Origin of the sequence: Spiroplasma apis B31 (assembly GCF_000500935.1) — a bacterium.
Taxonomy (GTDB): Bacteria; Bacillota_I; Bacilli_A; order Mycoplasmatales; family Mycoplasmataceae; genus Spiroplasma_A; species Spiroplasma_A apis.
In genome coordinates, this window is record NC_022998.1 from 920,667 (window position 1) to 933,043 (window position 12,377).

Below are 12,377 nucleotides of genomic sequence, written 5' to 3' on the forward strand. Positions count from 1 at the left end.
ATTATTTCCGCTCTTTTTTTAAAACTATATTTATTAAAAAATTTGAGGGCTATTTTTTTAAATTCTTTAATGAAATATCAAATACTTTATATTTATCAAATCTAATAAGAGATTTTTTTACATTTAAAAAAAACTATATTTATCTTTTACTGTTCATGAACCATCAACTACTCTGCCAGTATCATATTTATTAATTTTAACAATAGCAAAAGTTCTTAGTTTTTGAGTGCCGGCTCTAAATTTTTTAGTATCCTCTCTATAATAATCTACTGGGAATTCTAAATAACCTCACCAAATTTGTCCTATATAATATTTCATAATATTATTATAACAAAAAAAGAGCTAATGCTCTTTTTGTGTTTGGACTCCACGCCCTTTTTCGTCGTATGCCATATCATATAAGATAGACAACCCAGTTATCATGTAACTGATTACTTTTATTATATATCGTTCAAATATTATGTCAACACTTTTTTTACTTTTTATTAAATACTATAGTTTTTTTAATATAACAGGGGATAGGCCCACTATTAACTAGACTTGTTGGATAACAAAACCCCTATTTTCAAACCCTTAAGTTCTTATTTATTCACGTTTTTTTACTTTTATTCACACTAACTTGTTTTTTTTCTTTCTAGATTGTTTGCAAATTTCTCAACACTAACAGGGGTTTTCAAAAACTCATCGTGTAAATTATAATCACTATCAAAAAATAACTTATTATCAGACTCATATTTAGTCTCAATAATTGTTCTGTACAAAACATTATTAATAACTTTAACATATTCTCCATCATATTTCGTTTCTAAACTGATCATTTTTATTTATCTTATAAAGTTCTTCATTTCCTCCCTCGTAACTTCAATCTTTTTGCCCGTTTCACAAATTATAACTATATTTAAAATCGATATAAATATTGCTATAATACTTTCAAAAATCATCTCACCCATTACTATAATCATTGACTTTTATTCTCTTAACTTCGTATGAATATGTCTGTCAAGTTCCGTTTTTTACCTTTCCCCTATTTTCTCCATATCCACTCGGAAAATATTCTTCATCTAATCCTCTGTCATTAGTCCTGTCAATATATAATCATTTTCAATAATTATAATTATTTCCCTTTAAACTTACTTGCGGATAAGTTCCATTATTAATTTCATTAATTTTTTCTTTTCCTTGAACTAAATTTCCTTCCTCATTTTTCTTATATATTTCATTTAAATCAATTTTTGCCTTTCTTTCACTTTGATTTTGTAAAAAGCCTCCCATTCCAAATATACTAATTACTATCATTACTATCATTACTATTGTTATTACTCTTTTCATTTCTTTACCCTCATACCAAAATTATATAAAAAAAAGAAAAAATAACTATTTTTTCTTTTTAAAATCTTTTTATTTTGAATATTTCGCAATTGCAGCATCAATATAACCAACAACCTCGTCCCAAATGTCTTCAAATTCTCGCTTTACTTCATCGCTTTTATTTTCATTTAGGTCTTTTAATAGTTTCTCTTTAGTTTCGATTGCTGCCCCAAAAGTCATGTCGTCCGGCAACTTACTTTTGTCAATTTGACATATTTCATAGTTCATAACCAGAATATCAACAACAAGTTTTATCCACTCAATTTTCTCGTCTTTTGTAAATTTTTCTTTATTAGCTTTTTCTTGTAGTTCGTTGTATCTATCTAATTTTTTTTGATATTCTTTAACTTTTTCATCAATATTATTCGCATTTACCTCTGTATCGCTTCCAGGACCATTACTACTCTTGTTCCCACAAGCAACAACACTCGCTCCTGTTGAAGCTATCATTCCCATTGCTCCCAATATTCCTAATAATTTTTTCATACTCTTGTTTCTCCTTTTAAACCTTTAATTTTATTTTTTAATTGTTTAACCAATTTATTTAATCATACCACTTTCTCTAAAAATCAAAACCCCTTTTTAATCACTTCTTTTTTGTTATCAATTCCTCAAATAAACCAGATAACTAAAACAATAAACACTATACTCTCGCCCCCAAGCCCGCGAACCCCCACTCGCTCATCGTAATTTGTAATTATTTTTAAGTGTGTTGTCATTCCGCTACAAAGGAGGTGAAAACAATGCTAAAAAAAATAATCGTTACGCTCATAACAATTATTAAATTAATTATAACTTGGTTATATCAGAAAACAAACAAATTATCTCTTCACTCACCCGAAATAGGAATTTAAAAATATCTATCTTTTTCTACCTTTGGCTAGTTTGTCAATTATGAATTATTATTGTTATTGGATATTTTCTTTATCTAATTTTTTAATTATTTTACCCTTAACTTTAATATTTCTTTTTTTTACAAAATCTCCATTCTAACTAATAGGTCTTCAAGATTTTATCTTATATTTTTTTAATTATTGTTTTTTTAGTAAACACAAGGCTGATAATATCAAAATTTGTGACTTCTCCCAAAAAAAGAAAAAATGTCTAAACCCAAAATTACTCCACATTATTAACCGTTTCGATGTCTTTTAATTTATGATTATATTTTTTATCCAAATCAAGCTTTAATAAATTATTTATTTCATCTTCAGGATATTTTTTACCTTGATAGTATTTAAACGAAAAAAACATCAATTTTTAAAAATATTTTCAAACTCATTTTTACAATTCATTTTTTATTTTTTTAAATTTATACAAAAAAATAACTAATAAATAATTTATAGGCAACAAGTGGCAAAAAACTAAAAACATGATTTAGATTTTTACTTGTTGCCTACAATTCATACGCAAACACTCTCAAAGATTTGGTTTGAAGAGTGGGAGTAAGTGCAAAAACTCTCGAGAAACGGATGATTAAAAACAAGTCTAGCGATCAAGGGATTATGTTTAACCCTAACCTTATCTTTTTTTCATGACTCTATTTAGATTCACTTTTCTTATAAAAATCTTTATCTTTTTATTTTATATTTTGTTCCAACTCATTTTGCTTGTGTACAATCTCTAAAACTTCGCTAATTGAGTGATTTGCCAACACGCTCATTTTCTCCATTTTACATGTTTTCTGACTACATTAGCCTTTTTCTACCTTATCTCTTAAAAGATATAATCAGTGTCAATTTTTAAATGCTTCTCGTACCGATACTTATCATGACTACTTAACTCTAAGTTACACAAAATAAAAAAATGCTTGTATATTTCTTTTCTCTCTTTACTTGTTTTAACTTCTTTCCCATCAAAACTCATATTTCTTTCGTTGCAATCTTCTATTACAAATTGTCGGCCTTGTTTTGATTTTTCACTATCTTTTTCTAAACATTCTATTCCTAATACCCTAATTTTTTTATTCCTTAAAATAGGAATTTCGTACCTACCATTTTTCTTTAAACAACCTTTACCAACATACGCACACCGCTTAAGGTTTCTTTTTTTATTGTATTTTTTCACTCATCTATAAGTTTTTCTTTCCGCTTTATAAATTTGATTAAATAATTGTTTTTGTCTTTCAGGAGAAAATTGATTTCTTCTATTTATTTTTTTTTGTCGTCCGGATAAATTTCAAATTTACCTTCTAATAGTTTTTTTCATAAGCCGCTCTATAAGGGTCTGATGAAAATTTTTTTAATAATCCCTTTTTAAAAATTTTTTAAATATATTAAATAATTTAGAACCGTAAAGGTCCTTCTAGAAATAACCAAGTTTATTTATTGGTAAATCATATGTATCATTAGGTTTAAAATAGAAATTACTGTTTTTGTTTTTTACATTAAAACAATATTTTGGATTTTCTTTAGAAGTTGAATAGTCCACTCTTGCAGTACCGTCTTGATTAGTTTTTAAAATTAAAAAAGGCCTTTTCTTTTGTTGACCGGCCTTAAAATTTTTGTAATTTTTTATATAATAATCCCTTGGAAATTTTGCATAACCTGATCAAATTTGTCCTGCGAGTATTTTGTTCATACTATTATTGAGTCAAAAAAAGAGCTTACGCTCTTTTTTTTAGAAAGCTCCACGCCTTCTTTAGTCGAGCTTACAAGAAAAGTTTTCTTGTAGCACCCAGTTATTACTAACTGTTATCTCTATTTTATATCGTTCAAATATTATGTCAACACTTTTTTCACTTTTTATTAAATAAAATACTTTTTTTAATAAAATAGGGGATAGGACCACCATTAACTCAACATGTATAATAAATAAAACCTTATTTTCATACTCCCAAAATTCTTATTTATTAAACGTTTTTTTACTGTTGTTCACACTAACTTGTTTTTTTCTTTCTAGATTGTTTGCAAATTTCTCAACACTAACAGGGGTTTTCAAAAACTCATCGTATAAATTATAATCACTATAAAAAAATAACTTATCATCAAATTCATATTTAGTCTCAATAATCGTCCTGCACAATACATTACTGATAGCTTTAACATAGTCTCTATCCTATTTTGTTTCTAAGTTAATTGATTTTATTTTTCTTATAAAGTTTTTCATTTCATCCCTAAAAATTCGTCTCACTGCAATTTTAACACTAGTGTTTATATTCTCCTTATGTTGGTCTTCAAAATATGTATTCAAAGCACCCTCTAGTAAATCTTGAAAAGAATTTTTTAAAGAACTTTTATTTGTATTAGGATCTAGTTCAATTATTAACCTACAAAATTCCTTAAAAGGCATCACTTTTGAAGAAGCTTCTTATCATTTATCCTAATTTTAATCTCGTTTAAATCACTTATTTTAAGAACCGCTTTCTGTTTTCATTTTTTGTAATACTTTTAGAAATTCGTATTGTATACAGTATATCTTTTTGAATTTGTAGCCATAGACAACGCACTTCCTGCTTTTTTTCCAAGTATAAACATTTTTTTATAATCCGTAGAAGGAGTAGAAGTTGAAGCAAATAAATTATTAGCTACTCAAGTCTTTTTTTGAGTTTTAACGACATAGTGTTTACACATTGGCTATTTTCAAAAATACCCTTAGTTAGCTGTATTTCATATGCACTATTTCCATAAAAGTCGGTTATATTTTGTGTTCAACAACTCATTCTCGCATTGTACTTTCTTAGAACTTTATATCAATCAAATATCTATTTATTTGCAACAAGGTTTCCAGTTCACAATTTGTGGGTCTCATGTACAAATAAAGATGTTTTGTTTAAATATCTAATAGCTTCACTTTGACTTACATTTTATTTCTTCATTCCTTTTGGTAATATTTTGTCATTGATATATCTATATTTAGTTACATGAATATTCATAAATGAAAATATCAATCTGAAGAAGGCATTTCTTAATTCAACATCATTGAAATCATTATTACTCTTTTCATTTCTTTACCCTCGTACCAAAATTATATAAATAAAAGAAAAAATAACTATTTTTTCTTTTATTTATTATTTTGCTCGCCCCATCAATATAGGCGATAACTTCGTCATAATTATCTTTTATATTTTTGTAATCTCTTTTGTAAAAATCTTATAGAAATTCTGAATAACCTCACCAAATTTGTCCAGCTTTGTATTTCATAATATCTCAATTCTAAACAAAAAAAAGGAGATGAATCTCCTTTTTTGTTATTGGACTCCACGTCCTTTTATAACGTCCGCTAAAAACATTAGTTTTTGCGACCCAGTTATCATATAACTGATTGCTTTTATTATATATCGTTTAAATATTATGGCCTCTTTTTTTACTTTTATCAAAATACATGCTTTTTTTAAATAAAACAAGGGCTAGGGCTATTACCTAGATATGTCAGATAACTAACCCTACTGAAACATAGTCACATTACCCCGGAAGCCTGTGAGTCCCTCCTCATTCATCGTGATTTGTTGTTAGTTTTAAGCATGTTGTAATTTTGATATAAAGAAGATGAAAAAAATCAGTAAAAAATAAGCGTTAAGCTAATGACAATCATCATTTTAATCACAACTTGGTTATATTAAAAAAATCTATTTACTCGCCCCCATTTAGATATTTATAAATATCTATCTTTTTCTACCTTTCGTTAGTTTGACAATTATGTATTCATATTATTCTTGGTTATTTTATACATTTGGTTTAATATTTTCTTCTTTGACTGCTGTTTTTTTGGAAACACAAGATTGATAATACTTAAATCTGTGCATTATTCAAAAAAAAGTCAAACTAGAAATTAAGCCCGCATTATCATCTGCTTCATTGTCTATTAATTTATTATTATGTTTTTTATCTAAATCAAGTTTAACTAAATATTATTTTCCCTTTTTCGTGAGTTTTTTCACAACTTTGATGATTAATATAAAAAAACTTTCATTGTCAATATTTTTGAGCCTATAAAAAACTGAGTTTCTTTGACTTTGAACTTAATTCCAATATATATATTTTGTTTTTTACCTTAATAGCATTTTAAAGAAAAAAAGATGATTTTATTTTAGTTTTTTTCAAAATCCTTAACCCCCATCTTCATAAATCATCTTTATTTTTTTGAATAAATACAAAAAATTTTTTTCTCTTATAAAGAAAACATATTTGATGAGTGACAAATAAACTAAAAACATGGTTTAGATTTTTATTTGTTGCTTACAACCCATACGTGCCCACTATCAAAGTTTTGGTTTGAAGAATAGGAGTATGCGCAGAAACTCTTAAGGAGTTGATGGTTAAGAACGGGGTGCTAGCGATCAACAAATCATGTTCGGTTATGTAATCAAGGAAGCTAAAACTTTTATGATTTACTCAATTTAACTAGCTCATGATTTAGTTCGCGTGGATTCGAAGTTCGTTTTCGAAGAGTTAGAAAAGGGTTTTTATAAATGTCGATTGTAAAAAAACCCTTTGTTTCAAAACTTTTTTCGAAAATGCCTTCTGCTTAACCCCAACCATGCTTCTTTTTTTCATACCTCTCTTTAAATTCACTTTTCTACTAGAAATTTTTAGCTTTTTGTTTTATTTTTGGTTCCACCTCATTTGGCTTGCGTAATCTCTCACTTCAATAAATAATTGACTTGCCAACACATTTATTATCTTCATTTTATTTATTTTTTGGCTATAATAGTCTTTTCTACTCTATCTTTTTAAAAAATATAATCAGCATCATTTATCAAATGCTTCTCGTACTAAGACTTAACATTATTAATTATCTCAGTGTTACATAACATTTAAAAAAACTTGTATACTTCTTTTCTCTCATCATAATTTTTAACTTTAATTTCATCTAACTTCGTTTTTCTCTCATTACAATCTTCTATTACAAATAGATTCTTAAATAAACTTATAACATCGATTGTTTTATAATTTAATCTCAATGTTTATAATTCACCCTTAATATAAACTTGACATTGTAATTACCGCTTTCTTTTAAATAATTTTTGCTATAAAAGAAATAACATTTTATTCATTATTTTTTTATTCTCTAATCCCAAGAGTTTTGCTTTACCTGATTTAGAGATTGTATTAAATAATTTTGATTGTCTTTTAGACAAAACTGGTTTCTTTTTTTTGACTCACATTTTTGGCTTGTTTAATTAAATATATTTTATTAATTATTTATGAGACAATTAAACCAATTTATCTACTCTACGAATCATAGAACTTTCTTTGACAACTTATCTATAATGTCCCCTTGCTTCAATTTATTGATCATTAAAAGGTTGAAATGTTCATTTTGTGTTTTCCTTATCTTGTTTAGAAAGCATTTGTATTTTATATCTTTTATTCTTGTTTAAAAATCTCTCATTTTTTTGCAATATAAATTTCTTGGTAAAATCCTTCTTGTTTGTTATGTTAACTTTCTTAGGAATTTTTACCAATTATCGTTTTCTTAAATAATATTTCATCAGATTTAAAATATAAATAAAAAAAAGGTTTATATAAACCTTTATCTTCAACTCTATGAACAGATAGAGTGTAACCGTCGGCTTGCAATTGCTTCCGCTCTTATTACTAATATATCATATATACACTCATAATTTAATAATTTTATAAATTTTTCTAAATAAATATTATGAATAATAAGCAAAAATATTACAAACAATCAACAAACAATTATGTCACAGGTAAAATTACTTGGACGTAGTCCTATGAGGGGAATTTATTTAAACATTACGAAACAATTCAAATTAGAAATCATAAGAAAATCATCAAATAATATTGACAAAATTAACACAAGTGCACAAGCTCTTGGGTGATCTAAAAGACATGCATACAGAAAACTTAAAGATTACATAGATATTGGTGCAAAAGCTTTTATCTTTAAAAATATTGGAAAGTAGCGAGAAATAAAATAAATCAATACACAAAAGACAAAGTTATAATTTTATGTAAAATAAATTACTTTCATTTCAGTATGTTTAGTTATCAAGAGTGTTTTGAAATAAAATATTGAAATAATTTTCCCCGTTCAAAAAAGAACGGTGTTTGAGGCAAATGCATCAAACCACAAGTTAAAACATGGTTTAAATGACATTACATATAGCAATAGAGAAGTTGACTAAAAAATCTTAGATGGGTATTTAGTGAACAATAAATAACAGAGAATTATTATATTTATAAAGAAACTTTTAAAAGTACAGTATTCCATTGAAAATGTAACCGACAATAGAAATGTATTTAGTTGGAAAATAAATAAAGACTCTGAGTCTTATACTCAATTGCAATTTACTTTTTGTCTTTAAAAACTTCAACAAAAACAACCACTATCTCTCATGAAAAACCTTGGTGGAAAGAACTTTAGGGATGGTTCGAATATGATGACCATAATGAATAGAATAAATAATATAGAAACAATTTAAGGTGGAAAGCATATTTACCAATACTGTTCAAAGAATATAACAAAATCATTCAAACCCTATTAAGAATAAGTCATTTACTAGATAAGTTTATAGAAAATCTCGACATTTTGTTTTCATATAGTTCAACAAGAGTTGTGAAATATGGTTCAAGCATTAATTAGGATAATAAAAAATGGTTTCTGTGTTTTTGATTTAAACCATTTTTTTCTTAAACCTAAATCAAAGGCGATTGTTATGAAAACATAAGACGCTAAATATAACTCGACGTTATGAAATGAAGCTTATAATACAATTGAATAAGAAGTCATAGAACTCACGGCAATAAAATTGCAATTAAAAAAGAATATAATGAAAGTATAAAACACCTAAAAAAGGGTTGCCCTTTAAAACATGGTAATTAATTTTTTTAAATAAGCAAAGAAAAAATACAAGAAGCATTTATTAACTTCTTGTATTTAGTGCCATAATCTCTTACAATTCATTGTTTTGCTTGTACTTATCATTTCCCATAAGTTCAAGGTTAATCGAAACTTTGTTAAGACCTTGATATCATAGGTCACAGATTTCATTATAAATAAGTTTACCAACAAACTGATGAACATACTTGGTTGGATGAACACCGTCAATGAAGAAAAACTCATTTATATCCATATTTTCATGTGTTGAAATCGGGTCATTTCTAAATTCATATACGATAGTTTTGTCTTCATATTGCGATCTTGTATACGAGTAACCAAAATTATTCGAAGTATTTATTTTTAAACCAAATTCTTCTAACATCAATGTTTTATAATCATTCATAATATTTTTGAAATTACCGTATAAATCATAATACTCTATTTGTCCCTTGTATTGTTCTTTATAACTATCGATTATTTCTGATATTTCATTCGAAAATTGCATATCATATTTTTTTATTAATGATGTAAACATTGGTGCCATTTCAGAGAGTTTAGTTACTTTACCATTCTTATCAAGTTCGCCACCTTTTAAAATTGGTATTAAGGTTAAATCTGGTGAGTTCATATATAAGACAGTGGCACCAGTCTTTAAAACTATGTCTAAAGTTTTGCTAATATTATTTTTACTTCTGTCAAGCAAATCCGTTGCATCTTTTATAGAACGACTACTCAAAAATGCTTCTAGAGCTGCATTCATATCATTTCCACCAATTTCAATGAAAACCAAATCTCCCTTTGATAACTTATTTTGCAAAGTCAAAGCACTAGCCTGAGAAAATAAATCTGCTTTCATTTTAAAATTTCTTATACCAATTTCTGTTAAGTTTAATGTTATATCATCGCTAGCTCTTGCACCACTTATAGCATAGTTCCTTCCGCCTTTATATTCATCACTCAACAATTCGCCTGCAGGACCCATATTTCCAAATCCTAATAAGTTATTTACTCATTCCACAGCGGGTTGATCATTAGATGCTGATGCCAAGTTATTTTTATGAGTATTTTTATTATAGTAACCGGCATATTTAAAAATAGCATCTTGATTATTTGATTTTATGACGCTATTTGCAATTGCTTCATAGCCACCAGTGTCACTAAGACTATCTCCTAAAACATAAAAGTTTTTAAAAGAATTTTTAGGTTGCGTTGTGCTTGAAATAGTGGAACAACTAATGGAAGAAAGTGCGCTAACAAAAATTGACGATAGCAAAACTAAGTTTATTATTTTTTTCATACTTGTACTCCTTTGAAACATTTTAAAGGAGTTTTAAACTAAAATATTTTTATATATTAAAAAATGGGTTAAATTTATTAACCCACAGATCCTTCCATATCCATTTTTATAAGTTGATTTAATTCAACAGCATACTCAAGAGGTAATTCTTTTGTGAATGGTTCTAAAAAACCCATAACTATAATTTCTAGTGCTTGTTGTTCACTCAAACCACGACTCATTAGATAAAATAGTTGTTCTTCACTCACTTTTGACACAGTAGCCTCGTGCTCAATTTGTGACTCATTATTGTGAACCTTATTTTGTGGGATGGTATCTGAGTGCGATTGGTTGTCTAATATTAAAGTATCACATTCAACTCTTGCCTTAGAATTTGTTGCATTCTCACCAATATAAGCTAAACCCCTATAATTTGCAGTTCCACCTTGGAAAGTAATTGATTTTGATACTATTTTTGACTTGGTTTCTTTGCCTAAATGTATCATTTTACTTCCGGCATCTTGATAAACACCTTTCTTAGCAACCGCAATAGAAATTGTATCACCTTGTGAACGATCACCTTTTAAAATACAAGATGGGTACTTCATATTGATTTTAGAACCAATATTACCATCAATTCATTCCATTCTTCCATCCTCTTCAACAAGACTTCGTTTAGTTACTAAATTAAGAACATTATCACTTCAATTTTGAACAGTTGTATATCGCACACTACTTCGTTTACCCACAAATATTTCAACTATTGCTGCATGTAAATTGTTTTTTGAGTAAACAGGGGCTGTACAACCTTCAATATAGTGAATTTGAGCATCATCTTCAACTACAATCAGCGTTCTTTCGAACTGACCTGATTGCTTGAAGTTAATTCTAAAGTACGCTTGAAGCGGCATATCTAACTTAACACCCTCAGGTACGTAAATGAAAGTTCCTCCTGACCAAACAGCACCATTTAATGCTGCATATTTATTGTCGTCATTTGGCACTAATTTTCCAAAATACTTCTTAAATAATTCTGGATATTTTTTTAATGCTGTGTCACAATCAGTAAAAATGACCCCTTTTTCTGATATTTCGGTTTGTAATTGTTCATAGATCGGAGTGGCGTCTCATTGCGCATTTATACCAACTAGGAAATTTTTTTCTGCCTCGGGAATACCTAATCTATCAAATGTTTTACGAATATTTTCAGGTACATCATCTCAACTTGTGGCAACATTATCTGTACCTCGGGTATAGTAATAATAATCTTGAAAGTCAACAAAATTCAAGTCTGGACCAAAATTTGGTTGTGGTTTAAGAGAAAATTTCTTGAAACTATCTAAACGGTACTCTAACATTCATTCAGGTTCACCTTTAATTTTAGAAATTTGACGAACAATGTCCTCATTAATCCCCTTTTCAACCTTAAACGAAGATACTTCCCCTTCATTAAATCCGTATTTATATTCACTTATTTTTTTGATTTCTTCCTCTTGTTTTAACTTCTTCATTACTTAACCTCATTTTCTAAAATATATCTCAAACCGTCAGCTCCTAATAGAGCACAATTTATTCTATTGCCTTGATGGTGAATTTGTCAAAAAGCTATTAATTCATCCAAAATATCCTCATTGTAATCTTTTCCTGAAATCATATTATGGTAATTATACAAAATATTAAGAGCTTCTTCTTTACCCTTATTACGTATTTGATCACATAATATATCAATAGAGGCAGTTGATATTGAACAAGCAACACCATCAAATCTACTATCTACTATTTTTCCATCTTCAAAAATTATTTGTACATTGATTTCATCTGAACAACTAGCTGAGTCCTGATTTTTAAATATTCCTTTTGAAAGTTCTAAAAAACCTTTGTTAGATGGACTTGTAAAGTGTTCCATAATAATTTGTCTTAAAATAATTTTATCTTCTTTATTAAACATAAT

The 12,377-nt window shown here is 27.5% G+C and carries 13 protein-coding genes; 1 reads left to right on the forward strand and 12 read right to left on the reverse strand.

Annotated elements, in window-relative coordinates:
• Positions 1-123: 123 nt before the first annotated feature.
• The 9 genes from SAPIS_RS03960 to SAPIS_RS05470 form a co-directional block, all read right to left on the reverse strand.
• A complete protein-coding gene (locus SAPIS_RS03960; protein WP_023789883.1) occupies positions 124-318 on the reverse strand; it encodes a hypothetical protein in 195 nt (64 codons plus the stop codon).
• Positions 319-614: 296 nt separating this feature from the next.
• On the reverse strand, positions 615-818 hold the full coding sequence (locus SAPIS_RS03965) for a hypothetical protein (protein WP_023789885.1): 204 nt from the start codon (positions 816-818) through the stop codon (positions 615-617).
• Complete coding sequence (locus SAPIS_RS03970) at positions 778-1,329, reverse strand: hypothetical protein (RefSeq protein ID WP_023789887.1); 552 nt, start codon at positions 1,327-1,329, stop codon at positions 778-780. Before SAPIS_RS03970 ends, SAPIS_RS03965 begins: the two co-directional genes overlap by 41 nt.
• A gap of 69 nt (positions 1,330-1,398) precedes the next feature.
• Positions 1,399-1,854, reverse strand: coding sequence for a lipoprotein (locus tag SAPIS_RS03975; RefSeq protein WP_023789889.1), 456 nt, complete (start codon positions 1,852-1,854; stop codon positions 1,399-1,401).
• Positions 1,855-3,081: 1,227 nt separating this feature from the next.
• Positions 3,082-3,432, reverse strand: a complete 351-nt coding sequence (locus SAPIS_RS03980) for a hypothetical protein (protein WP_023789891.1) — start codon at positions 3,430-3,432, stop codon at positions 3,082-3,084.
• Positions 3,433-3,669: 237 nt separating this feature from the next.
• Positions 3,670-3,945, reverse strand: coding sequence for a hypothetical protein (locus SAPIS_RS03985; protein ID WP_023789893.1), 276 nt, complete (start codon positions 3,943-3,945; stop codon positions 3,670-3,672).
• A gap of 477 nt (positions 3,946-4,422) precedes the next feature.
• The gene (locus tag SAPIS_RS03990; protein WP_023789895.1) at positions 4,423-4,656 is read right to left on the reverse strand and encodes a hypothetical protein; all 234 of its coding nucleotides are present in this window, start codon (positions 4,654-4,656) and stop codon (positions 4,423-4,425) included.
• Between the two features lie 98 nt (positions 4,657-4,754).
• Positions 4,755-4,937, reverse strand: coding sequence for a hypothetical protein (locus SAPIS_RS05375; RefSeq protein ID WP_144083790.1), 183 nt, complete (start codon positions 4,935-4,937; stop codon positions 4,755-4,757).
• Positions 4,938-7,120: 2,183 nt separating this feature from the next.
• Positions 7,121-7,267, reverse strand: coding sequence for a hypothetical protein (locus tag SAPIS_RS05470; protein WP_166484609.1), 147 nt, complete (start codon positions 7,265-7,267; stop codon positions 7,121-7,123).
• Between the two features lie 774 nt (positions 7,268-8,041).
• On the opposite strand from SAPIS_RS05470, the gene SAPIS_RS03995 reads away from it, so the two are divergent.
• Complete coding sequence (locus SAPIS_RS03995; protein WP_023789897.1) at positions 8,042-8,233, forward strand: hypothetical protein; 192 nt, start codon at positions 8,042-8,044, stop codon at positions 8,231-8,233.
• A gap of 990 nt (positions 8,234-9,223) precedes the next feature.
• Here SAPIS_RS03995 and SAPIS_RS04000 read toward each other — a convergent pair.
• The 3 genes from SAPIS_RS04000 to SAPIS_RS04010 all read right to left on the reverse strand — a co-directional run bounded on the left by SAPIS_RS04000 (position 9,224) and on the right by SAPIS_RS04010 (position 12,374).
• On the reverse strand, positions 9,224-10,447 hold the full coding sequence (locus SAPIS_RS04000; RefSeq protein ID WP_023789899.1) for an SGNH/GDSL hydrolase family protein: 1,224 nt from the start codon (positions 10,445-10,447) through the stop codon (positions 9,224-9,226).
• Positions 10,448-10,524: 77 nt separating this feature from the next.
• Positions 10,525-11,937, reverse strand: a complete 1,413-nt coding sequence (gene sufB, locus SAPIS_RS04005; protein ID WP_023789901.1) for a Fe-S cluster assembly protein SufB — start codon at positions 11,935-11,937, stop codon at positions 10,525-10,527.
• Positions 11,937-12,374 carry an iron-sulfur cluster assembly scaffold protein gene (locus SAPIS_RS04010; protein WP_023789903.1) on the reverse strand — a complete coding sequence of 146 codons (438 nt, stop codon included), beginning with the start codon at positions 12,372-12,374 and terminating at the stop codon, positions 11,937-11,939. The genes sufB and SAPIS_RS04010 overlap by 1 nt, the downstream gene beginning before the upstream one ends.
• Positions 12,375-12,377: the final 3 nt, after the last annotated feature.